This is a genomic window from Amycolatopsis sp. 3B14 (assembly GCF_050958625.1).
GTDB lineage: Bacteria > Actinomycetota > Actinomycetes > Mycobacteriales > Pseudonocardiaceae > Amycolatopsis_E > Amycolatopsis_E thermoflava.
On record NZ_JBHZEN010000056.1, the window covers coordinates 1 to 26,096 of the forward strand.

Sequence of the window (26,096 nt, forward strand, 5' to 3'; positions counted from 1 at the left end):
TCGGCGTGTTCGACGGGGTGCACCGCGGGCACCAGGCGCTGATCGCCAGGACGGTCGAGGTGGCGAAGAACCGCAACCTGCCCAGCGTGATGCTGACGTTCGACCCGCACCCGTCCGAGGTCATCCGGCCGGGGAGCCACCCGGCGCAGCTGACCACGCTGCGCCGCAAGGCGGAGCTGGTCGAGCAGCTGGGCATCGACGTCTTCTGCGTGCTGCCGTTCACCGCGGAGCTGTCCCGGCTGACCGCGCACGAGTTCGTGCACGAGGTGCTGGTCGACCGGCTGCACGCGGCCGCCGTGGTGGTGGGGGAGAACTTCACCTTCGGGCACAAGGCCGCCGGTGACGTGGCCCTGCTCAAGGAGCTGGGCCGCCGGTTCGGGTTCGCCACCTTCGGCGCCGAGCTGCAGGGTGGAAGCATGCCCGACGGCGAGGCCGCGGATTCCGGCGAGATCACCTTCTCCTCGACCTACGTCCGCTCGTGCATCGACGCGGGCGACGTGGTCGCCGCCGCTGACGCGCTGGGCCGCCCGCACCGGCTGGAGGGCATCGTGGTCCGCGGCGACGGCCGCGGGCACGACCTGGGCTATCCGACCGCGAACCTGTCCACGCCGCGGTTCGCCGCGGTGCCCGCCGACGGCGTGTACGCCTGCTGGTTCGTCCGCGACAACCAGCCCGGCCGCCTGCTGCCCGCGGCGGTCTCGGTCGGCACCAACCCGACGTTCTCCGGCCGCGAGCGCACCGTCGAGGCGTTCGTGCTCGACGTGGACGAGGACTTCTACGGCCAGCACGTGGCGCTGGACTTCGTCGGCCGCCTGCGCGACATGGTGAAGTTCACCAGCGTCGACGACCTGGTCGAGCAGATCGCCGACGACGTCAGCCGCACCCGCGCCATCCTCGGTTCCGGCAGCTGACCGCGCCGGTGCGATTGCGAATCGTCGGGTGATTCCGCCCCGGCCGCCCGATCCCACCTGGCAAGATTGGGTCCGGCGCGGCCAGGTCTGTCCGGGGAGAGCAGGGAGCACAGCACGTGGATGACCACAAGATCGTCCAGCGGAACATCGCCCTCCAGCGGGAGTGGTACGGCGAGCCGCTGGGCGACCGGGTGCGCCGTCTCGTCGTCGCGTTCGACGTCTCGCAGGCCTACCTGGCCGAGGTGCTGGGCATCAGCGCCCCGATGCTGAGCCAGGTGATGAGCGGCCGCCGCGCCAAGATCGGCAACCCGGTGGTGCTCGCCCGGATGATCATGCTCGAGCGCAAGTGCCTGATCCCCGAGGTCGCCGCCGGCCACAAGGAAGCCCTGATGGCCGCGCTGGAGGACGTGCGGGACGCGCGGCCCACCGTCGGCCGCGACACCTTCCCGGTCAACGCGCTGTCCGAGGAGCGCGCGGCGCTGTCGGTGCTGCGGGACATCGCCGAGGACGAGGACCTGATCGAGGCGGCCAAGCGGCTCGACGACGACTTCCCGGCACTGGCCGACCTGCTCCGCCGCGCCGGGCAGCAGGGCTGAGCGGTGGTGCTGTTCTCGGCGGTCCTGCCGCCCGCCGCCGTGGTCGAGACCCTGACCGCCGAGGTCGCCGGGCTGCCGCGGCTGGACGGCGTGCGGTGGAGTTCGCCGGAGAACTGGCACGTCACGCTGGGGTTCTACGGCGAGGAGGACGCCGCCGCGCGGGCGGACTGGCTGCGGCCGCGGCTGGCGGGAATGCCGGCGCCGCGGATCTGGTTGGAAGGTGCGGGCACGTTCACCCGGGTCCTCTACCTCGGGGTGTACGGCGAGGGGATCACCGAGCTCGGTCTCGCCGCCGGGGCGGGCGAGGAGGGCCGCGCGTACCTGCCGCACCTGACCCTGGCGCGCACGCGCGAGCGGGTGCCGGCGGAGCTGGAGCGGCGGTTGTCCGGCTACCGCAGCGAGATGTGGACGGCCGCGGAGGCGGTGCTGATGCGGTCGCAGCGGAGCGCCGACGGCGTGCGATACGTCGTGGTCGAGCGGTTCCCGCTGTCCCAGCAGGCCAGGTAGTGCGCTCCCTGATACCCTGAACCACCGGGTCCGGCTGCAGTCCGTGGCGGCCGCGACCGACTACCCGCGTCCAGCGGGCCTCACGGCACAGAACAACACAGAGGAGAGAACTCAGTGGCGCTGTCCACCGACGAGAAGAAGTCGATTCTGACCGAGTACGGTCTGCACGAGTCCGACACCGGGTCCCCGGAGGCCCAGGTCGCGCTGCTCACCAAGCGGATCATCGGTCTCACCGAGCATCTCAAGGTGCACAAGCACGACCACCACTCCCGTCGCGGCCTGTTGCTGCTGGTCGGCCGTCGTCGCCGGCTGCTCAACTACGTGATGAAGGTGGACATCGAACGCTACCGGTCGCTGATCCAGCGACTCGGCTTGCGCCGATGACGTGATCCGAGGGGGAGTGACCACGGTCGCTCCCCCTCGGTCCATACGAAGTAAGAAAGAGGAAGGGCAGGCGCTCGAGGGCAAGGACGCCGGTCCTCGGTAGTGGCTTACGGGAGAGTCCCGTTGGCTTCGATCGAAGACCGGCTCGTTCCTCGGACGCCGCCCCGCACGGGCGGGGCGCTCTGCTGCCCGAACGAACGAGGAGTCAACTACACATGACCGAAGCAAGCGGACCCGTCGTGCACGAGGCCGAGGCCGTCATCGACAACGGCAAGTACGGCACGCGCACGATCCGCTTCGAGACGGGCAGGCTCGCCCGGCAGGCCGCCGGCGCTGTCGTCGCCTACCTGGACGAAGAGACGATGCTGCTGTCGGCGACCACCGCCTCCAAGCAGCCGAAGGAGCACTTCGACTTCTTCCCGCTGACGGTGGACGTCGAGGAGCGGATGTACGCCGCGGGCCGGATCCCGGGCGCGTTCTTCCGCCGCGAGGGCCGTCCCTCCACCGACGCGATCCTGACCTGCCGCCTGATCGACCGGCCGCTGCGCCCGTCCTTCGCCGACGGCCTGCGCAACGAGATCCAGATCGTCGTCACGGTGCAGAGCCTGCACCCCGAGGACCCCTACGACGTGCTGGCGATCAACGCCGCGTCGGCCTCGACCCAGATCGGCGGCCTGCCGTTCTCCGGCCCGATCGGCGGCGTCCGCGTCGCGCTGATCGAGGGACAGTGGGTCGCGTTCCCGACCTGGTCGCAGCTGGAGAAGGCGACCTTCAACATGGTCGTCGCAGGCCGTGTCGTCGGTGACGACGTCGCGATCATGATGGTCGAGGCCGAGGGCACCGAGAACACGCTCGACCTGATCGCGGGCGGCGCCCCGGCGCCGACCGAGCAGGCCGTGGCCGAGGGCCTGGCCGCCGCCAAGCCGTTCATCCGCGTGCTGTGCGAGGCGCAGCAGAAGCTCGCCGACGCGGCCGCCAAGCCGACCGGCGACTTCCCGGTGTTCCCCGCCTACCAGCAGGACGCCTACGACGCGGTCGCCGCGATCGCGACCGAGGACCTGGCCAAGGCGCTGACCATCGCCGGCAAGCAGGACCGCGAGAACGCCACCGACGAGGTCAAGGCCGCCGTGCTGGCCAAGGTCGGCCTCGGCGAGGGCGAGGCCTTCGAGGGCCGCGACAAGGAGATCGGCGCCGCGTTCCGGGCGCTGACCAAGAAGCTGATCCGCCAGCGCATCCTGCGCGACAAGGTCCGCATCGACGGCCGCGGTCTCACCGACATCCGCCAGCTGGCGGCCGAGGTCGCGATCATCCCGCGGGCGCACGGTTCGGCGCTGTTCGAGCGCGGCGAGACCCAGATCCTGGGCGTCACCACGCTGAACATGCTGCGCATGGAGCAGCAGATCGACTCGCTGTCGCCGGAGACGACGAAGCGGTACCTGCACCACTACAACTTCCCGCCGTTCTCCACCGGCGAGACCGGCCGCGTGGGCTCGCCCAAGCGGCGCGAGATCGGCCACGGCATGCTGGCCGAGCGCGCGCTGGTGCCGGTGCTGCCGAAGCGGGACGAGTTCCCCTACGCCATCCGTCAGGTGTCGGAGGCGCTGGGCTCGAACGGGTCCACCTCGATGGGCTCGGTGTGCGCCTCGACCATGTCGCTGCTCAACGCCGGCGTGCCGCTGAAGGCGCCGGTCGCGGGCATCGCGATGGGCCTGGTGTCCGACGAGGTCGACGGCGAGACGCGCTACGTCGCGCTGACCGACATCCTCGGCGCCGAGGACGCCTTCGGCGACATGGACTTCAAGGTCGCAGGCACCAAGGACTTCATCACCGCGCTGCAGCTGGACACCAAGCTCGACGGCATCCCGTCGGACGTCCTGGCGGGCGCGCTGAACCAGGCCAAGGACGCCCGGCTGACCATCCTCGACGTGCTGGCCGAGGCCATCGACTCCCCGGACGAGATGAGCCCGTACGCCCCGCGCGTCACGAGCGTGAAGATCCCGGTCGACAAGATCGGCGAGGTCATCGGGCCGAAGGGCAAGATGATCAACTCGATCACCGAGGAGACCGGCGCCGACATCTCGATCGAGGACGACGGCACGATCTACGTGGGCGCGGCCGACGGCCCGTCCGCGGAGGCCGCGATCAGCAAGATCAACGCCATCGCGAACCCGCAGCTGCCGAAGGTGGGCGAGCGCTTCCTGGGCACCGTGGTGAAGACGGCCGCGTTCGGCGCGTTCGTCTCGCTGCTGCCGGGCAAGGACGGCCTGATCCACATCTCGAAGCTGGGCAACGGCAAGCGCATCGGCAAGGTCGAGGACGTGGTCAACGTGGGCGACAAGCTCCGCGTCGAGATCGCCGACATCGACAACCGCGGCAAGATCAGCCTGGTCCTCGTCAAGGACGAGGAGGAGGGCGAGAAGAAGGCCGAGGACGCCCCCGCCGAGGGCGCCGAGGCCGACGCCAAGTAGGACGAAGCGGTAGCCGGGAAACGGCCCGTCCCCGGGCGGGGCGGGCCGTTTTCCGTGTTCCCGCACGAGTGTGTTGGGATTCGATGGCGCGACAGATTGCCGGGCACGAGCAGGCCGCGGGCACCACGCGGACGCTCGAAACCGGGGCGAACGGCCAGGTTGTGAAGCGCACCGTGCTGCCGGGCGGGCTGCGGGTGGTCACCGAGCACGTGCCGGGGGTGCGGTCGGCGACGGTCGGCCTGTGGGTCGGGGTCGGCTCGCGGGACGAGCCGCCGAAGGTGGCCGGGGCGGCGCACTACCTGGAGCACCTGCTGTTCAAGGGCACCACCAACCGGTCCGCGGTGCAGATCGCCGAGGAGATCGACGCGGTCGGCGGTGAGCTGAACGCGTTCACCGCGAAGGAGCACACCTGCTACTACGCGCAGGTGCTCGACGAGGACCTGCCGCTGGCGATGGACCTGGTCACCGACGTGGTGTTCGAGGCGCTCTGCGCGGAGTCCGATGTGGACACCGAGCGCAGCGTGGTGCTCGAGGAGATCGCCATGCGCGACGACGATCCCGAGGACCTGCTGCACGACACGTTCGTGACCACGGTCCTGGGCTCGCACCCGCTGGCGCGCCCGGTGCTGGGCACCACCGAGTCGATCACCGGCATGTCGGCGAGCGGGCTGCGCGGGTTCTACCGGCGCCGCTACACGCTACCGAAGATGGTGCTCGCGGTGGCGGGCAACGTCGAGCACACGCAGGTCCTCCGCCTGGCGCGCAAGGCGTTGCGCGGCCGTCTGTCCGGTTCGGACACCCCGGTGCCGCCGCGGGCGGGCAAGGCGCGGGTGGCCGCGGAGCGGCGGCTGGTGCTGCACAGCGACGACACCGAGCAGGCCCATGTCATGCTCGGCATGAAGGCGCTGTCGCGGCACGACGAGCGCCGGTACGCGCTGTCGGTGCTCAACGCCGCGCTCGGCGGCGGCATGAGCTCGCGGCTGTTCCAGGAGGTGCGCGAGCAGCGCGGCCTGGCCTACCAGGTGTACTCCTCGGTGGCGACCTACGCCGACACCGGCCACTTCTCCGTGTACGCGGGCTGCCAGCCGGAGCGGCTGGGCGAGGTGTCGGCGGTGCTGCGGGACGTGCTCGGGCAGGTCGGCAAGGACGGCTTCACCGACGCCGAGGTCGCGCGCGCCAAGGGGCAGCTGCGCGGCGGGATCGTGCTGGGTCTGGAGGACACCGCGTCGCGGATGTCGCGCATCGGCAAGCAGGAGCTCAACTACGGCGTGCACCTCACCGTCGACGAGTCGGTGGAGCGGATCGCCGCGGTGACCACCGAGGAGGTGTGTGAGCTGGCCCGCACCCTGTTCGGGACGCCGGGAGGGGTCACCGCCGCCGCGGTGGTCGGGCCGTACGCTTCCGAGCAGGACCTACCGGAAGATCTGCACGAGGTGATCGCGAAATGAACCCCCGCGGCGAGGACAACCCGATCCGGGTCGGCGTGCTGGGCGCCCAGGGACGGATGGGTGCGCAGGTGGTCAAGGCCGCCGGGGGCGCGCCCGACATGACGGTCGTGGCGACGCTGGACGCGGGCGACGACCTGGCCGCGCTGACCGAGGCCGGCGCGGAGGTGGTCGTCGACTTCACCCACCCGGACGCGGTGATGGGCAACCTGGAGTTCCTGGTGGCCAACGGGTTGCACGCGGTCGTCGGCACCACCGGGTTCAGCGAGGAGCGGCTGGAGACGGTGCGCTCGTGGCTGGCGGGCAAGCCGGAGGTCGGGGTGCTGATCGCGCCGAACTTCGCGCTCGGCGCGGTGCTCGCGATGCGGTTCGCGCAGCAGGCGGCCCGGTTCTACGAGTCGGTCGAGGTCATCGAGCTGCACCACAACCGCAAGGCGGACGCCCCGTCCGGCACGGCGGCGCACACGGCGCGGCTGATCTCGCAGGCGCGCCGCGAGGCCGGGCTGAAGCCGGGCGCGGACGCGACGACGAGCGAGCTGGACGGCGCCCGCGGCGCGCGGGTCGAGGACGTGCACGTGCACTCGGTGCGGCTGCCCGGGCTGGTGGCGCACGAGGAGATCCTGTTCGGGCAGGAGGGCGAGACGCTCACCATCCGGCACGACTCGATGGACCGGACCTCGTTCATGCCGGGTGTGCTGCTCGGGGTGCGGGAGGTGCTGGGCCGTCCCGGCCTGACCGTCGGCCTCGAGAACGTGCTCGACCTGTGAAGGCCCGCAACGTCGCACTGGTGATGACCGCCGCGCTGGTGGTCTACCTGGTGCTGCTCGGGGCGCGCGGGGTGGAGCTGATCGCGACCGGGACAGGCGTGGGCATCGCGCTCGGCGTCGGCGTGCTGGTGCTGCCGCTGCTCGGGCTGTGGATGGTCGTCGCGACCTGGCGGTCCGGCACGCGGATCCAGCACCTGGCGCGACGGCTGGACGCCGAGGGCGGGCTGCCGGACGTGGCCGACCTGCCGCGCCGCCCGTCCGGCAGGGTGGACCGCGCCGCGGCGGACGCGTGGTTCGAGGAGCGCCGCGCGGAGCTGGAGCAGCACCCCGAGGACTGGCGGTACTGGTACCGGCTGGCGCACGCGTACGACCTGGCGGGCGACCGGCGCCGAGCCCGCGCCACGATGCGCAAGGCGCTGGACCTGGAGGCGGCGGAGGCGGCCCGCTAGGTGGTGTCGTGCCTGCGCTGTGACGCGTAGGACCTGGCGGGGGAGGCGGCGCGCAGCGCCCGCGTTTCCTACCGCAGCGTGGCGCGCTCGTCGACGCGGCGGGTGGGGGTTCCGAGGAAGATCTCCGGATCCGGGCCCGCCCGGTAGGCGAGGTTGAGGGTGTCGAGCCGGTAGAGCCACGGGCCGTGGGCCGAGCGCAGCATCACCCGTAGCGCGCCGTCCGCTTCCCGCAGGTCCACCTCGTTCTTGTCCGGAACGCCGGTCAGCACGCGGGTGGCCGGCCGGAGCCGTCGTGTCCGCGGATGGTCACCTCGTGCACCAACGGCGCCGCCGGCTCAGGCAAGAGCCGACGCCGGCGCACGCCGTGCTGCGCGGCTTCGAGATCATCGGCGTCGAGTTCGGCCTGATGAGCCTGCACTCCTGGCTGTGCCACGGCTACGAAGCCGACGCCGGTGTCCACCTCAACCAGCGGGGGCTGATCGGCACCCACGCCCAGGCATCGGCCGTGCTGGCCTGGATCCTGGGCCTGCCGCCCGAGGAGGCGCCGGAGCCGGTGTACTGGTCCGTCGCCGCCATCGCCGAGCTGCCTCACTCCCGCAGCTGACGCCCCACCACCTCGCCGTGGCCGAACACCCCCCCGCTGACCGCCGACCGGTTCACGAAGTCGGCGAACGGGCCCGGCTCGAACGGCGCCGCCGCCTCCAGCTTCGCCACCGCCTCCGGGGGCAGCGTCACGTCCAGCGCGGCGACGGTCTCCGCGACCCGGTCCGCCGTGCGGAACCCGATCAGCGGGTGCACGACCGACGACCGCGCCCGCGACCACGCGATCGCCACCTGCGCCGGCGTGACACCCAGCTCGTCCGCCACCGCGCGCACCGCGGTCGCCACCCGCTGCTGCTCCGGCGACGGCGAACCGACCCGGCTGGACCCGGTCAGCGCGCCGTGCTCCAGGACGCCCCACGCCGCCACGGTCAGCCCCAGCTGCTCGGCCATCGGCAGCACGTCGCGCTCGATGTCGCGGTTCAGGAGGCTGTAGGGCACCTGCACGCCAGCGAACGGCGTCCCCCCGCGCCACTCCGCCAGCACGTCCGCCCGGCTCACCACCCACGCGGGCGTGTCGGACACCCCGAGGTATCTGACCTTCCCGGCCCGGACCAGGTCGTCCAGCGCACGCAGCGTCTCGGCGACCGGCGTGTGCGGGTCCCACGTGTGCACCCACAGGATGTCGACGTAGTCGGTGCGCAACCGCCGCAGGCTGCGCTCCAGCGACGCGACCAGGTTCTTGCGGTGGCTGCCCCCGGCGTTCGGGTCGTGCGGGTCCCGCGTCAGCGTGTACTTGGTCGCCAGCACGAACCGGTCGCGGTCCGTCAGCACCTCGCCCAGCACGCTCTCGCTCTCCGCGTACGCCGAGGCCGTGTCGATCACGTTGCCCCCGGCGTCGGCGTAGGCCTTGACCACCCGCCGCGCCTCGTCGGGTTCCTGCAGCGCCATCGCCCCGAGGAACATCTCCGCCACGCGCAGCCCGGTGCGCCCGAAAAGCCGGTATCTCATGCGGTCCACTTTGTCGGATCACCGCGGTGATCGTCGTGCTCGCCCTGGCCGGCGAGCTGGCCCGCCAGCGGTGGCCGGCGAGCTGGCGGCCACGGTGCTCGTCGGCGAGTCCCTGCCCGTCGTGGTGGACGCCTCCGACGGGCTGTTCCGGATCCCGCGGTAGCCCGAGCTCAGTGGTGGAACCAGCCCGCGAACACCGCCGGGCACGCGGCCAGCGCGCTGTACCTGATGAACCGCCCGGTCAGGCCCGCCGTGAGGAACGTCGACATCCGCATGTCGGCCAGGCCCGCCAGCACCGTCGTCGCCATGAACGGGGGGAGCCCGACCAGCGAGCTGACCCCGTAGGTGCCCGTCATCCAGTGCGGGTGCCGGTGGCAGCGCTCGCGCAGGGCCTCCACCTTGCCGCGCAGCCACTTCGTGCGCTGGTGCCACCGGTCGCGGCGGCGGCTGGGCGGGCGCTCGCGGTGCAGGCGGTCGTGCAGGAACCGCGGCAGCCTGATCGATCCGCGCGCGGCCAGGTAGTACAGCAGTTTGCCGGCGATCTGGCCGATCGAGACGGCCGCGCCGATCAGCAGCCAATGCAGCCCCGGCTCGCTGGCCACGAGCCCCAGCACGAACACCTCGACGCTGATCACGGGCACGATCGCCGAGCCGAAGGCGACGCCGAGCGTCACCCAGAACCAGGCGAACATCCGCGCCTCCTGACGGGGGGCTTCGGGGCGGCGCGCGCCTCCGTGGGGGACGGAGGATCACACGGGCGGGGTCACAAGAAGATATCAGCCCGAAGTGTGATCTCCGTGGGGTCCGCGACACTTTCCGCCGCCTGTTGACTACCGGCCGCTCACCTTCCCGTCACCCGCTTCTGCCACCGTGGCGCCGTGCAACAGGACATCCGGGTGACGCGGTCGCTCGTGGAGAGGTTCGCGTCGTTCTGCGCGACGGTCGTCCGGTACCTGCCCCTCGGGCTGAACATGCTGGTCCCGCCCAGCTTCGTGGGCTTCGCGCTGATCAACGGGTTCACCTTCGGCGTCGACCTGCTGCTGCTGACCCTGGGCCACGGGGTGGCCGGGCTGCCGCTGCCGGCCGCCATCACCGTGGCCTACGTGTGCGCCTTCGCGCTGAGCTTCGTGCTCAACCGCGTCTTCAACTTCCGCTCGCACGCCCCGGTCGGGCGCCAGGCCGTGCGCTACGCGATCGCGGTGGCGGTCAACTACTTCGCGTTCATCCTCGGCGCCGGAGCCGGCCTGGCCGCGCTGGGCGTGCAGTACCACCTGGCGCGCATCATCGCCGGCGCGTGCGAGGCCGTGTTCCTCTACAGCGTGCTTCGCTGGATCGTGTTCACCGACCGCAGCCGCGCGTAGCGCAAGGGGGACCCGCTCGTAACATCGATCACGCGGGCAACGAAGATAGGCGTTGCGGCGTCTGTTCCGTGAGATCACGCCTGGCCGGGACTGGGAGAACGAGTGAAAGCTGTCATCGAGACGATGAGGTACGGCAGTGCCGCCGAGCGGGTACGCCTGGGCTTGGAACTCCTGCTGGCCGTCGGCCTGTTCGCCGCGCTCGCGTACTACGCGCACGGCATCCGCAAGTGGCCGACCGACGTCGACATCTACCGGCTGGGCGCGGACACGTTCCTCAAGGGCCACTCGATCTACTCGGAGCTGCCCGTCTCGACCATCGGCGGCGCGCTGCCCTACACCTACCCGCCGTTCTCCGCGGTGCTGTTCACCCCGTTGGCGATCATCCCGCCGCCGATCGGCTACCCGCTGCTGACCGGCGTGACCTGCCTGGCCCTGTTCCCGATCATCCTGGCCTACCGCAACTCCTCGCCGGAGCTGCGCGGGCTGCTGAACAAGACGTGGATGGTCGTGGCGGCCGCGATCGTGATGGTGGTCGCGCACCCGGTCGCGAACACGATCTTCTGGGGCCAGATCAACGTCCTGCTGATGATGCTCGTCGCGGTCGACATCCTGTGGCCGAACCCGCGCTGGCCGCGGGGCGCGCTGATCGGCATCGCGGCGGCGGTCAAGCTCACCCCGGCCGGGTTCTGCCTGATCTTCCTGCTGCGCAAGGACTTCCGCGCGGTGGTCACCGCGTTCGTCAGCTTCCTGGTGATGACGGCGATCGCGTTCGTGCTGATGCCCGGCGACTCGTGGACGTACTGGACCGACCGCGTCTTCCACGCCACCGGCATGAACATCGGGCCGATCCACGCGAACGAGTCGATCACCGCGACGTTCGAGAAGCTGCACCTGACCGGCACCACGCTGACGGTCGTGGGCGGTCTCGGCGTGCTCGCGGTCGTCGCCATGACGTTCCTCGGCACCGCGCGGGCGTTGCGGGACAACAACCTCGCGCTCGCGCTGGGCGTCAACGCCGCGGGTGTGCTGCTGATCTCGCCGATCTCCTGGTCGCACCACTGGATCCTCGCGTTGCCGACGGCTGTGCTGGTGCTCGTGATGGGCGTGCGGAAGAACAACAAGTGGCTCATCGTGTCCGGCTGGGCCGCGGTGGTGATCCTGTGGCTCGCGCCGCACTACTGGGTGCCGCTGGAGTGGGAGAACTGGAGCTTCGCGCAGCAGGTCGCGGGCAGCAGCTACCAGATCGTGGCCGTGGCCTTCCTGGTCGTGATGTCCGTGCTGTGGTTCCGCGGGCGGGGCAAGCCCGCGCCTGCCGACGACCTGGACTTCGAACTCAGCCAGGAGCTGACGAAGCCGGCCTTCACGCCGGTCCGCGCCGGCGACGAGGCCTGATCCGTAGAGCCCGGGTTGTCCCGGGCTCTACTTGTGTCCGCCACGCTGCTCGTCGAACGCGCGCTGACTGCGTTCGATGTCGGGGTCGTGCTCGACCGCCCATTCCGCCAGGCGCACGGCCGGCTCGATCAGGGTGCGGCCGACGTCGGTGAGCGCGTACTCGACGCGGGGCGGCACCTCCGCGTAGGCGGTGCGCGACACCAGGCCGTCGCGTTCGAGGTTCCGCAGCGTGAGCGACAGCATCCGCTGGGACACGCCGGGAATGCGCTGCTGCAGCTCGGTGAACCGCATCCGCTGGTCGTCCAGCGTGGCGACCACCAGCAGGCTCCACTTGTTGCCGATCCGGTCCAGGATGCGCCGGATCGCGCGCCCGCCGTCGCCCCGGATCAGGCAGGTCCGTTCGTACCGCGACACGCACGCTCCTGTCCGCTACGCACACTCGTGTGCCTTTTGTAGACCCTCCGATGGTGACCCATGATGTGGTTGCTTACAAGTCATAACCATCGGAGGTCGCCGTGGAAATCGCCTACTGGATCGTGGCCGCGCTGCTGGGGGTCCTGTACCTGTTCGCGGGCGGGAAGAAGATCGCGCAGAGCCGCGAGCAGCTGGCGCCGATGATGGGCTGGGTCGACACCGTGCCGATGTGGGCGGTGCGCGGCATCGGCGCGGTGGAGATCCTCGGCGTGCTCGGGCTGGTCCTGCCGCCGCTGACCGGGGTCGCGCCCGCGCTGGCGCTGCTGGCGGCACTCGGGTTCGCGGTGCTCCAGGTGCTGGCGGCCGGCCTGCACCTGTCGCGGGGCGAGGTGAAGGAAACCGGGTTGAACGTGCCCCTGATCGTGCTGGCCGCCGTCGCCGCGTGGCTGGCGACCGTCTGGTGACCTACTCGACGAGCTGGATGTCCAGCGCGCCGGTGAGGCGAAGCTCGCGCAGGCGGCGGTCGCCGGTGTCCAGGGTGCGGACGGTGCCGTCGGGGTGCCAGCCGGCGCGGCGGTAGAAGCCGAGGGTGGCGGCGTCGGACTCCACGGCCCAGGTGACGCCGCGGCCGGCGCCCAGCTCACGCAGCCCGGCGGCGGCCGCGGCCAGCAGCCGGGAGCCGTGGCCGCGCCGGGACCAGCGCGGCTCCACCAGCAGCGTCGCGATCAGGCCGGTGCGGTCGGCGTCGCCGGGCACGTTCCCCGCCGCGTCGGCCACGTCGTCGCGCGGCGCTGGCCCGGCGACGCAGAACCCGACCGTGCGGCCGCCTTCGACGGCGAGGTGGATCCGGGAGCCGGGGTGGCCGATCGCCTCCGCCCACCGCGCCTCCGTGACCGCGGAGTCGAGCTCGGCGAGCGCCCGGTCGCTGAGGACGCCCTGGTAGGCGGTCCGCCAGGTGACGCGCTGGATCCGGGCGATCTCCGCGGCGTCGGCGTCGACGGCTTCGCGGACGGACACGGTGCTCATGCCGGGAACCTACCGGTTTTGTCGGTGAGTGCTGGCACCATGAGCACCACCATGGAGACGATGAGTGTGGCGGCCGCCCGGCGGGCGGCGCTGGCGGCCCAGGGTTTCGCCGACCCGCGGCCCGGCACCGAACCCACCCGGCGGCACCTCAAGCGCGCGCTGTCGCGGCTGCAGCTGATCCAGCTGGACTCGGTGAACGTCGCGGTGCGGGCGCACTACGCACCGCTGTTCGCGCGGCTGGGCAGCTACGACCCGGCGTTGATCGACGAGGCCGCCTGGACGCACAGCAGCCGCAAGCCGCGGCTGCTGGTGGAGACGTGGGCGCACGAGGCGAGCCTGATCCCGGTCGAGGACTGGCCGCTGTTGCAGTCCGGCGCGAAGCGGCCCGGGTGGTGGCGCAACTACCAGCCCCTCGCCGACCGCTCGCCGTCGCTGGTCGACGACGTGCTGGCGGTGGTGAAGGAGCTCGGCCCGATCGGGGCGGGCGGCATCGAGCGCGAGCTGGAGGGCGAGTCGGCGCGCCGCCCGGGGTCGTGGTGGGAGCGGTCCGAGGTCAAGAAGATCTGCGAGCTGCTGTTCGGTCTCGGCCAGCTGACCACCGGCACGCGACGCGGGTTCGAGCGGCTGTACGACCTGACCGAGCGGGTCGTGCCGGCGGAGGTCCTGGCGCGGCGCGTGTCGCCCGAGCAGGGGGCGCGCGAGCTGATCTCCCGCGCGGCGACGGCGCTGGGCGTGGCGACGGAGCCGGACCTGCGGGACTACTACCGGCTGGGCCCGGAGACGAGCCGCCGGGCGGTGGCCGAGCTGGTCGAGGACGGGGTGCTGGAGGAGGCCGAGGTGCGCGGCTGGCGCGGCCCGGCGTACCGCCTGGTAGGCGCCCGGATGCCGCGGAAGGTGACGGGCCGGGCGCTGCTGTGCCCGTTCGACCCGCTGATCTGGGAGCGGGCCCGCACCGAGCGGCTGTTCGGGTTCCGGTACCGCATCGAGATCTACGTGCCCGAGCCCAGGCGCGTGTACGGCTACTACGTGTTCCCGTTCCTGCTCGACGGCGAACTGGTGGCGCGGGTCGACCTGAAGGCCGACCGGGAGGCCGGGGTGCTGCGGGTGCAGGGCGCGTTCGCCGAGCCGGGCGCCGAAGTGCCGCGGGTGGCCGCCGAGCTGGCGGGGGAGTTGCGGTTGATGGCCTCGTGGCTGGGGCTGGACGGTTTCGCGGTGGGGGAGCGGGGTGATCTGGCGCCGGCCCTGAGCCGGGCGTGAGAACGACGGCGCTGAATCCGTCGGCCGGCACCGACGAAAAATGGCGGTGGCCGGCTGGCGGCAAGCCCACCAACAGCTGCCGCCCGCCCTGTGGGGGACAGCCGGCCTTCGGCGGTCGAGGAGGTTCGCGGGCCGTCTTTGCTTGGGAATGGCTGGTGGCTGGCTGCTGGATCTCCGGCCGCAGCTGGGGACGTTCGCGGGCCGCCGGTGGTCCAAACACGGAATCGGGGTGGTGTGACACGCCCCCATGTCACACCACCCCTCCACCCCCATGGCGGCTCGCGGCCGCCCCTCCGGTGGTCTACTGCGCCGCGCGGGTCACCACGGCCGTGCCGGATCCCGTGCGGGCCCGCAGGTTCAGCGGGATCTCGCCGTCGGGCCGGTCCAGCGCCACGTCCAGCTCGCTCGACACCTTGCCTGCGCTCGCGGTCAGGTCGACCTCCGCGGCCACGCCCGGCCGGATCCCGACCCGGATGTCGCCGGAACCGGTGACCAGCTCCAGGTTCCCGCTCGCCGCCTCGGCGACCGACACGTCGCCGCTGCCGCTGCGGGCCAGCACGGAGCCGGACACGGTGCCCAGCCAGACATCGCCGGTGCCGGTGGCCAGCGTCGCCGACCCGGCCAGCGACGCCACCTCGACGTCGCCGCTGCCGGTGCGCAGGTGCAGCCCCGCCAGCGTCGGCCCGAGCCGGATCGCGCCGGAGCCGCTGCGCACCGTCGCCGCGCCCTCCGACCGGTCCAGCCTGATCTCGCCGGTCCCGGTGGAGACGTCCACCCGCCCGGCCGGCCCGGTCGCCGTCACGTTCGCCGACCCGGCCCGCACCTCCACGGCGGTGCCGGCGGGCGCGATCACCGTGACCGCGAGCGGGATGTTCCGCAGCGGCAACGCCTTCGGCGCGTGCACCGTCAGCCGGTTGCCGGTCTGTTCCAGCCGCGTCTGCTGCACCGCGTCCGCGGGCGTGCCGCTCAGATCGGTGCCCAGCTGGTCGCCGAACCGCTCGCTGACCCAGCTCAGCAGGCTGGAAATCCCCTGCGTCCACGGCTGCTGCGCGTCCGGGTCGTGCCGGATCTCCACCGTCGCCTCGGGCTCCTCGGCGTCCAGCTTCACCTCGACCTTCCCCATCGACACGGCGATGTCCAGCTCCAGCGGCCCAGGCAGGGTGAACGTCTGCGTGCGCACGAGCTCCGGATCGGTCATGACTATCCCTTCACCCAGCCGTGCAGGTGCGACTCGGACCGCGAGCCGCTCTGCTTCTCGGCGTGCCAGGACTGCGAACCGTGCAGCGCGCCCTGCACGGCCTGCGAGATGAACGTGTTGAGCGAGACGCCCTGCGACGAGGCGGCGTGCTCGGCCTGCTCCTTGAGCTTCTCCACCAGGCGCAGCGTCATGCGCGAGATGTCCCCGCCCTCCACCAGCGGCGGCGGTGGCGGAGGGGGCGGCCCGGGACGCTCGGCCCGTGGCCGCTCGCCGGCGGAACCGGTGACCACCACCCGCACGTCCCGGCCGTCCAGGCGCACCTCGACGACGTGGTCGGGCAGCTGGGCGGTCGCCTCGGCGGCGAGGTCGGCCAGCGCGTTCATCAGCACCAGCCGGACCGCGGGCTCCAGCGCGCCGGACAGCAGCGCCGCCGCCCGGCGGATCTGCTCGTCCCCGGCCGAGGCCGTCGCGGTGAGGTCCTCGCGGAGGCTGGTGATGTACGGGGTCAAATCCATGACACCACTATGACGTCACCTCTGGTGTCAGTCAAGGAGGAGATGACACCATGTGGTGTCGCGGCCGGGTTGTCGGACCCGGCGGTTACGCTGCCGGGGAGTCGTTGAGGGGAAGGAGCGCGACCGTGGCCGAGACCGTGTCGCCGAAGGTTCAGCTGATCGCGAAGACGGAGTTCTTCCCGCCGGAGGACGTGCCGTGGTCGACCGACGCCGACGGGGGTGAGGCGCTCGCCGAGTTCGCGGGCCGCGCCTGCTACCAGTCGTGGAAGAAGCCGAACCCGAAGACGGCCACCAACGCCGGCTACATCGACCACATCATCGAGGTCGGTCACCTGTCGGTGCTGGAGCACGGCTCGGTGAGCTTCTACATCAGCGGCGTTTCGCGCTCGCTGACCCACGAGCTGATCCGCCACCGCCACTTCTCCTACTCCCAGCTGTCGCAGCGGTACGTGCCCGAGCGCGACGCCGCGTTCGTCGAGCCGGACGTGATCGCGAACGACCCGGAGCTGCACGAGAAGTTCCTCAAGGCCGCGCAGGCGAGCGTCGACGCGTACAACGAGCTGCTGGCCGGGCTGGAGGACAAGTTCGCCGACGCGCCGAGCGCCACGCTGCGCCGGAAGCAGGCGCGCCAGGCCGCCCGGTCGGTGCTGCCCAACGCCACCGAGACCCGCATCGTGGTGACCGGCAACTACCGCGCCTGGCGGCACTTCATCGCCATGCGCGCCACCGAGCACGCCGACGTGGAGATCCGCGGGCTGGCCGTGGAATGCCTGCGGCAGCTGCAGAAGGCCGCGCCGAACGTGTTCGCCGACTTCACCATCTCCACCCTGCCCGACGGCACCGAGGTCGCCTCCAGTCCGAAGGTCCTCGAAGGGTGAAACGGCTCGCCATCGACGTCCAGCCGGGCGAGTACGCGGTCGCGCGGCTGGATCCGGGCGTTCCGGTGCCCACTCTGGACGCGCCGGACCGGCTGGTCTCGGTCACGCGCACGCCCGCGGAGACCTCGGTGATCTGCCCGGCAGGCCTGGCCCCGGAGGGCGCCCGGGTCGAGTCCGGCTGGCGGCTGCTGACCGTGCGCGGCCCGCTGGCGTTCACCCTCACCGGCATCATCGCCGCGCTGGCCAGCGAGCTGGCGTCCGCAGGGGTCGGCCTGTTCACGCTGTCCACGTTCGACACCGACCACGTGCTGGTGAAGGAAGGCGACCTGGCGCGCGCGGTGCAGGCGCTGCGCGCGGCCGGGCACGAGGTCGCGGAGTAGCCGTCCCGCGTGGGCCGGGTTCCCGGCCTGCGCGTTCGGGGCCGTGGGTCGGCGCTGGATCTGCTGGCCACCGGGCTGATCGGCGCACCGGCGATTCGCCTGACTCGGACGTCGGTTTCTCGGTCGGGGGTCACGCCGGGTTTTTCGGCCTGCGCGTCCCGGACCGTCGGCCGCCGCTCGATCTGGCCAGCGGGCCGATCGGCGTACTGGCGATTTCGCCTGGCCCGGAAGTCGTTCCCCGGTCGGCGGTCACCGCCGCCGTCGTTCCTTGGGCAGGTCGTGTTCAGCGAACCGGATCGCCACCAGCGGCCCGTCGCGCCGGGACCTGGCCAGTCAGCCCGCGCGGCGAACGGCGGTGTTCGTGCCCGCCGGCCCGCGTGGGCCGGGGTCCCGGCCTGCGGGGTCCGGGGCGTCGGGCGGCGCTGGTCTGCTGGCCACCGGGCTGATCCGCGCACTGGCGATTTCGCCTGACCCGGACGTTCGTTCCCTGGTCGGCGGTCACCGCTGCCGTCCCCGGGGCAGGCCGTGTTCACCGGATCGGATCTCCATCACCGGGCCCGTCGCGCCGGGACCTGGTCCAGTCAGCCCGCGCGGCGAACGGCGGTGTTCGTGCCCGCCGGCCCGCGTGGGCCGGGGTCCCGGCCTGCGGGTCCCGGACCGTCGGCCGGCCCTCGATCTGGCCAGCGGGCCGATCGGCGCACTGGCGATTCGCCTGGCCCGGAAGTCGTTCCCCGGTCGGCGGTCACCGCCGCCGTCGTTCCCGGGGCAGGCCGTGTTCACCGGATCGGATCTCCGCCGGGGCCCGTCGCGCCGGGACCTGGCCGCGACCAGTCCGCGCGGCGAACGGCGTTGTCCCTGCCTGCCGGCCCGCTCTCGACCCCTTTCCGAGCCCACCCCGGACGCGGCCGCCCGAAGCGTGCTGCCTTAAAGCCACCCCTGTGGGGTACGTCTGCGCGTGATGCCCGTGCGTTGCACGCCACTTTCGCTGCTCTGTACACCAAAGTTCGGCGCACCTAAAATCAGGCTTCGGCTTTGTGGATGGAGGACGGATGGCGCTGACGGAACAGCTCGGACCACGGCTCAAGCGGGTGCGCTCCGGTTCCCTGCTGCTCGGGCCCGCGTTCGTCGCCGCGATCGCCTACGTCGACCCGGGCAACGTCGCCTCCAACATCAGCGCCGGGGCCCAGTTCGGCTACCTGCTGGTGTGGGTGATCGTGGCCGCCAACCTGATGGCCGGGCTGGTCCAGTACCTGTCGGCGAAGCTGGGCCTGGTCACCGGCCTGTCCCTGCCGGAGAACCTGCGCGAGCGGATGCCGCGGGCCGCGCGCCTCGGCTACTGGGCGCAGGCCGAGACGGTCGCGATCGCGACCGACCTGGCCGAGGTCGTCGGCGGCGCGATCGCCCTGTACCTGCTGTTCGACCTGCCGCTGCTGGCCGGCGGCGTGATCACCGGCGTGGTGTCGATGGTCCTGCTGCTGGTGCAGGACAAGCGTGGCCAGCGGCCGTTCGAGCGGGTCGTCACCGGCCTGCTCGGCGTCATCGCGGTCGGGTTCCTGGCCAGCGTGTTCGTGGAACCGCCGTCCGCGGCGGACGCGGCGGCCGGGCTGGTCCCGCGGTTCGCCGGCACCGAAAGCGTGCTGATCGCCGCCGCCATGCTCGGCGCCACCGTCATGCCGCACGCCGTCTACCTGCACTCCGGGCTCGCCCGCGACCGGCACGGCAAGGTCGACGCCGCCCGCCGGTCGCGCCTGCTGCGGATCACCCGCTTCGACGTCGGCCTGGCGATGCTGCTGGCCGGCGCGGTGAACCTGTCGATGGTGCTGCTGGCCGCCACGAACCTGCAGGGCCAGGACGGCGTCGACTCGATCGAAGGCGCGCACGCCGCCGTGGGAAACACGCTCGGCCCGGCCGTCGCGCTGCTGTTCGCGATCGGGCTGCTGGCCTCCGGCCTGGCCTCGACCTCGGTGGGCGCCTACGCCGGCGCGATGATCATGCAGGGCCTGCTGCGCAAGCGGATCCCGCTGCTGCTGCGGCGGCTGATCACGCTGCTGCCCGCGATCGTGGTGCTCGCGATCGGCGTGGACCCCAGCCGCGCGCTGGTGGTGTCCCAGGTGGTGCTGTCCTTCGGCATCCCGTTCGCACTGGTGCCGCTGGTGCGGCTGACCAGCGACCGCGGGCTGATGGGGACCGCCGCGAACCACCGCGCCACCACGACGCTGGCGTGGGTGATCGCCGCGGTCATCATCACCCTCAACGTGGCGCTGATCTACCTCACGTTCGCGGGCTGACACCGGAACCGATCGGCTCCCGCGGCGGTCGGACTAGCATCCCGCTGTCCCGATAGCCGCGATCACCGGAGCCACGTTGACCGAAGAGCAGACCCAGCAGACCACGCCGCGCCCGGCCGGACCACGGGTGGTGGCCGGCCGCTACGCGCTCCTCGGCGAGCTGGGCCGGGGCGGGCACGGCGTCGTGTGGCGCGCGCAGGACCAGGTGATCGGCCGCCAGGTCGCGATCAAGGAGCTGCGCCTGCCCGACGGCGCCGAGGACACCGTCTTCACCGAGCGGGTGCTGCGGGAGGTGCGCACCGCGGGGCGGCTGAACGACCCGGCCATCGTCACGGTCTTCGACGTGGTCACCGAGGACGGCGCGACCTACATCGTGATGGAGCTGGTCGAGGCGCCCACGCTGGGCGACCTGGTGCGCCACCACGGCGCGCTGCCGCCGCAGCAGGTGGCCTCGATCGGGCAGCAGGTACTCTCCGCGCTGCAGGCCGCGCACGAGGCCGGCATCGTGCACCGCGACGTCAAGCCGGGCAACATCATGGTCGGCGCGAACGGGCGGGTGAAGCTCACCGACTTCGGCATCGCCACCGCGATCGACGACCCGCGGCTGACCTCGAGCGGCACGATCGTGGGCTCGCCCGCGTTCATGGCGCCGGAGCGGCTCGACGGGCGGGAGGCGCTGCCCGACTCCGACCTGTGGTCACTGGGCGCGACGCTGTTCCTGGCCGTCGAGGGCAAGTCCGCGTTCGACCGCCCGACCACCGCCGCGACCATGAACGCGATCCTCACCGAGGTGCCCTACCTGACCCGGGTCCAGGGCCCGCTGGCCTCGGCGATCATGGGCCTGCTGGTGGCCAAGCCGGAGGGCCGGATCTCCGCGGCCCAGGCCGCGCACCTGCTCGGCATCGCCGCCCACAACACCCCGCCCGGGGGCGTCGCCACCGCTGTCCACAACGGACAACCGCCGACCCGGTTCGCCCCGGCGCCGTCCCGCACCGGCCGCCGCGGCCTGTGGGTCACCGCGGGCGCCGTCCTCGGCGTCGTGCTGCTGGCCGGCGGTTTCCTGGCCGGCCAGTGGTGGGCGACCGAGGCTGCGGACCCGGCGATGCTGCCGACCATGGTCTACGGCGCGGGCGGCGACCTGGAGTTCGAGCCGGGCAGCTCCTACCGGTGCTACAACGGCCGGCTCGAACCCGGCTACCGGATCACCTCCGACAACCAGGTCGACTGCGACAAGGCACACGAGCTGGAGCTCTACGACGAGCAGGACAGCCTCGGCAACGCCGGCTCCGGGGACGACGAAGCCGGGTTCGTGGCGTACCCGGGCGCCGACGCGCTGCGCCGCTACGCCGAGTCCTTCTGCGCGCTGAGCTTCCACTCCGCAACGATCGACGCGGCCGAACGCGCCACGCTCAGCTACCGCGCGCTCGTCCCGTCGCAGGCCGACTGGGACGCCGTCCCGGAGAAGTCCTACGACGATCCGGTCCGCGGCATCTACTGCCTGGTGTCGAAGAAGGGCGGCGGCCAGCTCACCGAGGCGGTCACGCTGAAGGTCCGCTGACGCGAAAGGTTACGGCGGAAGATCACCTGGTCCAGCGATTCTCCGGCCGGTGGTGGCCCTTTCCTGCGGATCATGCCGTTTTGGCAGGTCGGCACGAATATTCACAGCGTGAGGAGGTACCGTCAGAGCATGTCCAACCCACCTTCGGCAGCGCCCGGGAGGCCCTTCGGGCGCGTGCTCACCGCGATGGTCACCCCCTTCGACGCGGACGGCGCAGTCGACCTGAAGCGGGCGCAGGAGCTCGCCGAGCACCTCGTGGAGCTGGGCAACGACGGCCTGGTCGTGAACGGCACCACCGGCGAGAGCCCGACCACGACCGACGCCGAGAAGGCCGACCTGGTGCGCGCCGTGGCCGAGGCGGTCGGCGACCGCGCGACCGTGATCGCCGGCGCCGGGACCTACAACACCGCGCACAGCGTCGAACTGGTGCAGCAGGCCGAGAAGGCCGGCGCCCACGGCGTCCTGCTGGTCACGCCCTACTACTCGCGCCCGTCGCAGGCCGGCCTGTACGCGCACTTCACCACGGTCGCCGACGCGACCGGCCTGCCGGTGATGCTCTACGACATCCCGCCGCGCTCGATCGTGCCGATCGAGGTCGACACGCTGCGCCGCCTGGCCGAACACCCGCGCATCCTGGCCGTCAAGGACGCCAAGGGCGACCTGCTGGCAGGCAGCGAGGTCATCGCCAACACCCACCTGGCCTACTACTCCGGCGACGACGCGCTGAACCTGCCGTGGCTGTCGGTGGGCGCGGCCGGCGTGGTGAGCGTGATCGGGCACGTGGTGGCCGGCCGCATCCGGGCCATGATCGAGGCCTACGAGGACGGCGACACCTCCACCGCCCGCACCAACCACCGCGGCATGCTGCCCGTCTTCCGCGCCATGTCGCGCGTCGGCGGGGTCGTGTTCTCCAAGACCGCGCTCGCGCTGCGCGGCCACCCGGTCGGCGGCCCGCGGCTGCCGATCGTGCCCGCCACCCCGGAGCAGGTCGAGGCGATCGCCACCGACCTCGCCCAGGCGGGGGTCCCCCTCGCGGAGTCCCCGTCGCCGGACTGGCACTCTTCCCGGGTGGCGCAGGCCGACTCCGCGGCGGCTTACGTCGCGCCGACCACTCACACCAGCGTTGGGACCATTCACAGGTGAATTTGGCAGGACCCGGACCGACCAACAACCCACCCGCACTGCCCGACGGCGGCCTGCGCGCGGTCGCCCTCGGCGGCATCGGCGAAGTCGGCCGGAACATGACCGTCTTCGAGTACGACGGCCGTCTCGTGATCGTCGACTGCGGGGTGCTCTTCCCCGAGGACGAGCAGCCCGGCGTCGACCTGATCCTGCCCGATTTCCGGGCGATCGAGGACCGGCTGTCCGACATCGAGGCCCTCGTGCTCACCCACGGCCACGAGGACCACATCGGCGCCGTGCCGTTCCTGCTGCGCCTGCGGCCGGACCTGCCGGTCTACGGCTCGCGGTTCACGCTCGCGCTGCTGGAGGCCAAGTGCAAGGAGCACCGGCAGCGGCCGAAGCTGATCGAGGTGACCGAGTCCGAGCGGCGCACGGTGGGCCCGTTCGAGCTGGAGTTCTTCGCGGTCAACCACTCGATCCCGGACGCGCTCGCGGTCGCGCTGCGCACCCCGGCCGGGGTGGTGCTGCACACCGGTGACATCAAGCTCGACCAGCTGCCGCTGGACAACCGCCTGACCGACCTGGCCGGGTTCTCCCGCCTCGGCGACGAGGGCGTCGACCTGCTGTGCATCGACTCGACCAACGCCGAGGTGCCCGGGTTCGTCACGCCGGAGCGGGACATCGGGCCGGTGCTCGACGACGTCATCGGGCACGTCACCCAGCGCGTGATCGTGGCCTGCTTCGCCAGCCACGTGCACCGCGTGCAGCAGGTGCTCGACGCGGCGGTCAAGCACGGCCGCCGGGTCGCGTTCGTGGGCCGCTCCATGGTCCGCAACATGGGGATCGCCGCGGACCTCGGCCTGCTGAACATCCCCGAGGGCCTGCTGATCAACCTGGACGAGGCCGTCAACCTGCCCGAGAGCCGGGTGCTGTTCGTGTCCACCGGGTCGCAGGGCGAGCCGCTGTCGGCGCTGTCCCGGATGGCGCGCGGCGAGCACCGGCAGATCTCGATCCGGGCCGGGGACACGGTGGTGCTGGCCAGTTCCCTGATCCCGGGCAACGAGACCGCGGTGTTCGGCGTGGTCAACGGCCTGGTCCGGCTCGGCGCGAACGTGGTGCACCAGGGCAACGCGAAGGTGCACGTGTCCGGCCACGCGTCGGCGGGGGAGCTGCTGTTCCTCTACAACGCGATCCGGCCGAGCAACGTCATGCCGGTGCACGGCGAGTGGCGGCACCTGCGGGCCAACGGCGCGCTGGCGATCCGCACCGGCGTGGCGCCGGAGAACGTGGTGCTGGCCGAGAACGGCGTGGTGGTCGACCTGGTGGACGGCCGGGCGCGCGCGACCGGCCGGGTCGAGGTCGGGCACGTCTACGTGGACGGCCTGTCGGTCGGCGACGTCGGCGAGTCGACCCTGTCCGACCGGCTGGTGCTGGGCGAGGGCGGGTTCATCGCGATCAACGTCGCGGTCGACTCGACCACCGGCCGCGCGGTGAGCACGCCGACGGTGTCCGGGCGCGGGTTCTCCGACGACCCGAAAGCACTCGATGCGGTGGTTCCGCTCGTCGAGATGGAGCTGTCCCGCACCGAGGCGGAGGGCATCACCGACAGCCACCGGATCGCCCAGGCCGTGCGCCGTGTGGTGGGCCGATGGGTCGCCGAGACCTACCGGCGCCGCCCGATGATCGTGCCGACGGTCATCCCGGTGACGTACGGACAGGCCGATCCGACAGCGTAGGTAATCTCCGTCACTGCCTTTAACCTGGATCCCGTCCTGGCGAGCGATCCAGCGGAGGCGGTGCGAGGTGGGCCGACATTCGTCTCCTGCCCGGCGGCGGCCGCGGCGGGTGTGGGCGGTGCTCGGTGTCCTCGTCGTGCTGGGCGGAGCCGGCTGGATCGCCGCGGACGTGGTGCGTGACCAGGGTGGCTGCGACCGGCCCGCGGTGGTGCGGGTCGCAGCGGCGCCCGGGGTGGCCCCGGCGGTCGCGCAGGTCGCCCGCCGGGTGGCGCAGACCGAGTGCGCGGCCTTCGAGGTCAACGCCGTCGACTCGGCGGCGGTCGCGCAGTCGCTGGCCCTGCCCGGCGGCGAGATCCGGCCGGACGTGTGGATCCCGGAGTCGACGCTGCAGCTGCGGCGGGCGAAGGGCGTCGGCGCGAGCGGGATCGCGGGCGGCACCAGCATCGCCAGCTCGCCGGTCGTGTTCGCGCTGACCGAGGAGGCCGCTTCCGGACTCGGCTGGCCTGGCCGCGTGCCGTCCTGGTCGGACGTGCTCGGCGCGCCCGGCCTGGCGCTCGGCGTGCCCGATCCGGGGCGGGACCCGGCCGGTCTGTCCGCGCTGATCGGCATCCGGGCCGCGGTGCCCGCGGCCGACGCCCATGCCGCGGCGCTGCGCCGGCTGTCGCCGAACGCGGTGCCCACCACCGACGACCTGTTCGCGCGGCTGGCCGACCGGACGCTCGCCGGGTTCCCGGTGTCGGAGAACGCCTTGCTGCGCTACAACGTGCGCAACGGCATCGCGGGTGCCCAGAGCGGGCTGGTCGCGACCTACCAGGCGGAGGCGCCCGCGCTGGACTACCCGTTCGCCGTGCTCGGCGGCGCCGGGGAGGACCAGCGGAGGGCCGCCGGGGCGCTGCTGTCCGCGCTGCTGGGCCTGGAGGGGTCGAACGCGCTGGCCAACGCCGGGTTCCGCACACCCGACGGCCGGTACCTGCGCGACGGCGCGACGCAGAACGTCAGCGACCGGACCCTGCCCTCGCCCGCGGTGCCGACCGACGCCGACGTGGACGCGCTGCTCGGACAGTGGGCGCGGATCAACTCCAGTTCGCGCGCGCGGGTGCTGATCGACGTGTCGGGGTCGATGGACGTCGAGGTGCCGGGCACTGGGCAGACCCGCATGCAGCTGACCACCGACGCGGCCGCGCGGGCGTTGTCGCTGTTCAAGCCGACGTCGGAGAGCAGCGTGTGGGAGTTCGCCACCCGTCTGGACGGCGACCGCGACTACCGCGAGGTGCTGCCGATGCGGCCGGTGAGCGACCACCTGGCGTCCGGGGCGGCGGAGCGGTTGCGGGCGATCCAGGCCACGCCGGACGGGGACACCGGGCTGTACGACACGGTGCTGGCCGCGTACCGGCTGGCGTCGGCGGAGTGGCAGGCGGGGCGGCTCAACCTGGTGATCGTGCTGACCGACGGGCGCAACGACGACGCGGACGGCATCAGCAGGGACGCGCTGGTCGCGGAGCTGGCGAAGCTCGCCGACCCGGCCAGGCCGGTGGCGATCATCGGCATCGGGATCGGCCCGGACGTGGACGTGGCCGAGCTGGCGGCGATCACCACGCCCACCGGCGGGCAGACGTTCGCCGCGCCCGATCCGGCGCGGATCACCGACGTGTTCTACGGCGCGCTGGCCGCGCTCACCGGCGCCTGACCAGCCGGATCGCGAGCGAGCCGGGAAGCCCGGATTCGGACGACGGGCGTGCGGGCGCCGGACGGCCTGGAGCATCAGCATCAACTCGCCCAGGACGAAAGTCCGGGCGCAGGAAGCCGACGGTCTTGGCGCCGGGCGAGTTCGATGATGCGGATTCCGCTCGATCACGCCGCGGAAGCCGGCAGGCGCGGACCTCCTTGGCGGGG

General features: G+C 72.2%; 27 protein-coding genes. 20 read left to right on the forward strand and 7 right to left on the reverse strand.

The annotated features are described in order from the left end of the window. From ACCP09_RS29220 to ACCP09_RS29255, 8 genes are all read left to right on the forward strand, one after another. Window positions 1-911: bifunctional riboflavin kinase/FAD synthetase (locus ACCP09_RS29220; protein WP_433751831.1), on the forward strand; the 911-nt coding region annotated here is incomplete at its 5' end. A 116-nt stretch (window positions 912-1,027) separates the two neighbouring features. After that, window positions 1,028-1,507: a helix-turn-helix domain-containing protein gene (locus tag ACCP09_RS29225; protein ID WP_017981768.1), complete on the forward strand. Its 480-nt coding sequence runs from the start codon at window positions 1,028-1,030 to the stop codon at window positions 1,505-1,507. Window positions 1,508-1,510: 3 nt separating this feature from the next. After that, the gene (gene thpR, locus ACCP09_RS29230) at window positions 1,511-2,014 is read left to right on the forward strand and encodes an RNA 2',3'-cyclic phosphodiesterase (protein WP_123682761.1); all 504 of its coding nucleotides are present in this window, start codon (window positions 1,511-1,513) and stop codon (window positions 2,012-2,014) included. Between the two features lie 114 nt (window positions 2,015-2,128). Beyond that, on the forward strand, window positions 2,129-2,398 hold the full coding sequence (gene rpsO, locus ACCP09_RS29235; RefSeq protein ID WP_017981770.1) for a 30S ribosomal protein S15: 270 nt from the start codon (window positions 2,129-2,131) through the stop codon (window positions 2,396-2,398). Window positions 2,399-2,613: 215 nt separating this feature from the next. After that, window positions 2,614-4,866 carry a polyribonucleotide nucleotidyltransferase gene (locus ACCP09_RS29240; protein ID WP_378363232.1) on the forward strand — a complete coding sequence of 751 codons (2,253 nt, stop codon included), beginning with the start codon at window positions 2,614-2,616 and terminating at the stop codon, window positions 4,864-4,866. A gap of 83 nt (window positions 4,867-4,949) precedes the next feature. Continuing rightward, window positions 4,950-6,314, forward strand: coding sequence for a M16 family metallopeptidase (locus tag ACCP09_RS29245; RefSeq protein ID WP_433751835.1), 1,365 nt, complete (start codon window positions 4,950-4,952; stop codon window positions 6,312-6,314). Next, window positions 6,311-7,078 carry a 4-hydroxy-tetrahydrodipicolinate reductase gene (gene dapB / locus ACCP09_RS29250; RefSeq protein ID WP_123682760.1) on the forward strand — a complete coding sequence of 256 codons (768 nt, stop codon included), beginning with the start codon at window positions 6,311-6,313 and terminating at the stop codon, window positions 7,076-7,078. Before ACCP09_RS29245 ends, dapB begins: the two co-directional genes overlap by 4 nt. Beyond that, window positions 7,075-7,527, forward strand: a complete 453-nt coding sequence (locus ACCP09_RS29255) for a membrane protein (RefSeq protein WP_017981774.1) — start codon at window positions 7,075-7,077, stop codon at window positions 7,525-7,527. Before dapB ends, ACCP09_RS29255 begins: the two co-directional genes overlap by 4 nt. Before the next feature lie 68 nt (window positions 7,528-7,595). On the opposite strand, the gene ACCP09_RS29260 is transcribed toward ACCP09_RS29255, so the two are convergent. Next, window positions 7,596-7,796, reverse strand: a complete 201-nt coding sequence (locus ACCP09_RS29260; RefSeq protein ID WP_433751837.1) for a hypothetical protein — start codon at window positions 7,794-7,796, stop codon at window positions 7,596-7,598. Between the two features lie 23 nt (window positions 7,797-7,819). Between ACCP09_RS29260 and ACCP09_RS29265 the strand changes: the two genes are divergently transcribed. Next, a complete protein-coding gene (locus tag ACCP09_RS29265) occupies window positions 7,820-8,131 on the forward strand; it encodes a hypothetical protein (RefSeq protein ID WP_433751839.1) in 312 nt (103 codons plus the stop codon). On the opposite strand, the gene ACCP09_RS29270 is transcribed toward ACCP09_RS29265, so the two are convergent. After that, window positions 8,116-9,078, reverse strand: coding sequence for an aldo/keto reductase (locus tag ACCP09_RS29270; protein WP_433751841.1), 963 nt, complete (start codon window positions 9,076-9,078; stop codon window positions 8,116-8,118). The two genes, ACCP09_RS29265 and ACCP09_RS29270, sit on opposite strands and share 16 nt — an antisense overlap. Before the next feature lie 170 nt (window positions 9,079-9,248). Next, window positions 9,249-9,770, reverse strand: coding sequence for a membrane protein (locus tag ACCP09_RS29275; protein ID WP_027930928.1), 522 nt, complete (start codon window positions 9,768-9,770; stop codon window positions 9,249-9,251). A 186-nt stretch (window positions 9,771-9,956) separates the two neighbouring features. On the opposite strand from ACCP09_RS29275, the gene ACCP09_RS29280 reads away from it, so the two are divergent. Then, on the forward strand, window positions 9,957-10,439 hold the full coding sequence (locus ACCP09_RS29280) for a GtrA family protein (RefSeq protein WP_228684751.1): 483 nt from the start codon (window positions 9,957-9,959) through the stop codon (window positions 10,437-10,439). A 123-nt stretch (window positions 10,440-10,562) separates the two neighbouring features. After that, complete coding sequence (locus tag ACCP09_RS29285) at window positions 10,563-11,831, forward strand: glycosyltransferase family 87 protein (RefSeq protein ID WP_433751844.1); 1,269 nt, start codon at window positions 10,563-10,565, stop codon at window positions 11,829-11,831. A gap of 27 nt (window positions 11,832-11,858) precedes the next feature. Here ACCP09_RS29285 and ACCP09_RS29290 read toward each other — a convergent pair whose 3' ends face one another. Beyond that, entirely contained in the window at window positions 11,859-12,245 is a 387-nt protein-coding gene (locus tag ACCP09_RS29290; protein ID WP_433751846.1) for a winged helix-turn-helix transcriptional regulator, read from the reverse strand. 101 nt (window positions 12,246-12,346) lie between these two features. Between ACCP09_RS29290 and ACCP09_RS29295 the strand changes: the two genes are divergently transcribed. Next, window positions 12,347-12,709 (forward strand): DoxX family protein, encoded by a 363-nt coding sequence (locus tag ACCP09_RS29295; RefSeq protein WP_433751848.1) that lies wholly within the window; start codon window positions 12,347-12,349, stop codon window positions 12,707-12,709. Window position 12,710: 1 nt separating this feature from the next. On the opposite strand, the gene ACCP09_RS29300 is transcribed toward ACCP09_RS29295, so the two are convergent. Further along, a complete protein-coding gene (locus ACCP09_RS29300) occupies window positions 12,711-13,271 on the reverse strand; it encodes a GNAT family N-acetyltransferase (RefSeq protein ID WP_378363238.1) in 561 nt (186 codons plus the stop codon). Window positions 13,272-13,310: 39 nt separating this feature from the next. On the opposite strand from ACCP09_RS29300, the gene ACCP09_RS29305 reads away from it, so the two are divergent. Next, window positions 13,311-14,528, forward strand: coding sequence for a winged helix-turn-helix domain-containing protein (locus ACCP09_RS29305; protein WP_433751850.1), 1,218 nt, complete (start codon window positions 13,311-13,313; stop codon window positions 14,526-14,528). A gap of 301 nt (window positions 14,529-14,829) precedes the next feature. Here ACCP09_RS29305 and ACCP09_RS29310 read toward each other — a convergent pair whose 3' ends face one another. Further along, complete coding sequence (locus ACCP09_RS29310) at window positions 14,830-15,726, reverse strand: DUF4097 family beta strand repeat-containing protein (protein ID WP_123682754.1); 897 nt, start codon at window positions 15,724-15,726, stop codon at window positions 14,830-14,832. A 2-nt stretch (window positions 15,727-15,728) separates the two neighbouring features. Continuing rightward, window positions 15,729-16,241: a toxin-antitoxin system HicB family antitoxin gene (locus tag ACCP09_RS29315; RefSeq protein WP_017981785.1), complete on the reverse strand. Its 513-nt coding sequence runs from the start codon at window positions 16,239-16,241 to the stop codon at window positions 15,729-15,731. A gap of 125 nt (window positions 16,242-16,366) precedes the next feature. Between ACCP09_RS29315 and thyX the strand changes: the two genes are divergently transcribed. From thyX to ACCP09_RS29350, 7 genes are all read left to right on the forward strand, one after another. Beyond that, the gene (thyX, locus tag ACCP09_RS29320) at window positions 16,367-17,119 is read left to right on the forward strand and encodes an FAD-dependent thymidylate synthase (RefSeq protein WP_017981786.1); all 753 of its coding nucleotides are present in this window, start codon (window positions 16,367-16,369) and stop codon (window positions 17,117-17,119) included. Beyond that, complete coding sequence (locus ACCP09_RS29325; RefSeq protein WP_433751853.1) at window positions 17,116-17,499, forward strand: ACT domain-containing protein; 384 nt, start codon at window positions 17,116-17,118, stop codon at window positions 17,497-17,499. The genes thyX and ACCP09_RS29325 overlap by 4 nt, the downstream gene beginning before the upstream one ends. A gap of 1,049 nt (window positions 17,500-18,548) precedes the next feature. Continuing rightward, window positions 18,549-19,787: an Nramp family divalent metal transporter gene (locus ACCP09_RS29330; protein ID WP_027930922.1), complete on the forward strand. Its 1,239-nt coding sequence runs from the start codon at window positions 18,549-18,551 to the stop codon at window positions 19,785-19,787. A gap of 76 nt (window positions 19,788-19,863) precedes the next feature. Next, entirely contained in the window at window positions 19,864-21,345 is a 1,482-nt protein-coding gene (locus ACCP09_RS29335; protein WP_433751855.1) for a serine/threonine-protein kinase, read from the forward strand. Between the two features lie 129 nt (window positions 21,346-21,474). Further along, entirely contained in the window at window positions 21,475-22,488 is a 1,014-nt protein-coding gene (gene dapA, locus ACCP09_RS29340; protein WP_037322538.1) for a 4-hydroxy-tetrahydrodipicolinate synthase, read from the forward strand. Beyond that, the gene (locus tag ACCP09_RS29345) at window positions 22,485-24,203 is read left to right on the forward strand and encodes a ribonuclease J (RefSeq protein WP_123682751.1); all 1,719 of its coding nucleotides are present in this window, start codon (window positions 22,485-22,487) and stop codon (window positions 24,201-24,203) included. Before dapA ends, ACCP09_RS29345 begins: the two co-directional genes overlap by 4 nt. A gap of 118 nt (window positions 24,204-24,321) precedes the next feature. Continuing rightward, the gene (locus tag ACCP09_RS29350; protein ID WP_433751858.1) at window positions 24,322-25,890 is read left to right on the forward strand and encodes a substrate-binding domain-containing protein; all 1,569 of its coding nucleotides are present in this window, start codon (window positions 24,322-24,324) and stop codon (window positions 25,888-25,890) included. Window positions 25,891-26,096 lie beyond the last annotated feature (206 nt).

Bases quoted from the DNA above. Each gene is read 5' to 3' on its own strand.
- ACCP09_RS29275 (WP_027930928.1), bottom strand. From the start codon at position 9,770: ATGTTCGCCTGGTTCTGGGTGACGCTCGGCGTCGCCTTCGGCTCGGCG.
- dapB (WP_123682760.1), top strand. From the start codon at position 6,311: ATGAACCCCCGCGGCGAGGACAACCCGATCCGGGTCGGCGTGCTGGGC.
- ACCP09_RS29315 (WP_017981785.1), bottom strand. From the start codon at position 16,241: ATGGATTTGACCCCGTACATCACCAGCCTCCGCGAGGACCTCACCGCG.
- ACCP09_RS29305 (WP_433751850.1), top strand. From the start codon at position 13,311: ATGAGCACCACCATGGAGACGATGAGTGTGGCGGCCGCCCGGCGGGCG.
- ACCP09_RS29240 (WP_378363232.1), top strand. From the start codon at position 2,614: ATGACCGAAGCAAGCGGACCCGTCGTGCACGAGGCCGAGGCCGTCATC.
- ACCP09_RS29330 (WP_027930922.1), top strand. From the start codon at position 18,549: ATGGCGCTGACGGAACAGCTCGGACCACGGCTCAAGCGGGTGCGCTCC.
- dapA (WP_037322538.1), top strand. From the start codon at position 21,475: ATGTCCAACCCACCTTCGGCAGCGCCCGGGAGGCCCTTCGGGCGCGTG.
- ACCP09_RS29270 (WP_433751841.1), bottom strand. From the start codon at position 9,078: ATGAGATACCGGCTTTTCGGGCGCACCGGGCTGCGCGTGGCGGAGATG.
- ACCP09_RS29300 (WP_378363238.1), bottom strand. From the start codon at position 13,271: ATGAGCACCGTGTCCGTCCGCGAAGCCGTCGACGCCGACGCCGCGGAG.
- ACCP09_RS29285 (WP_433751844.1), top strand. From the start codon at position 10,563: ATGAGGTACGGCAGTGCCGCCGAGCGGGTACGCCTGGGCTTGGAACTC.
- ACCP09_RS29245 (WP_433751835.1), top strand. From the start codon at position 4,950: ATGGCGCGACAGATTGCCGGGCACGAGCAGGCCGCGGGCACCACGCGG.
- ACCP09_RS29310 (WP_123682754.1), bottom strand. From the start codon at position 15,726: ATGACCGATCCGGAGCTCGTGCGCACGCAGACGTTCACCCTGCCTGGG.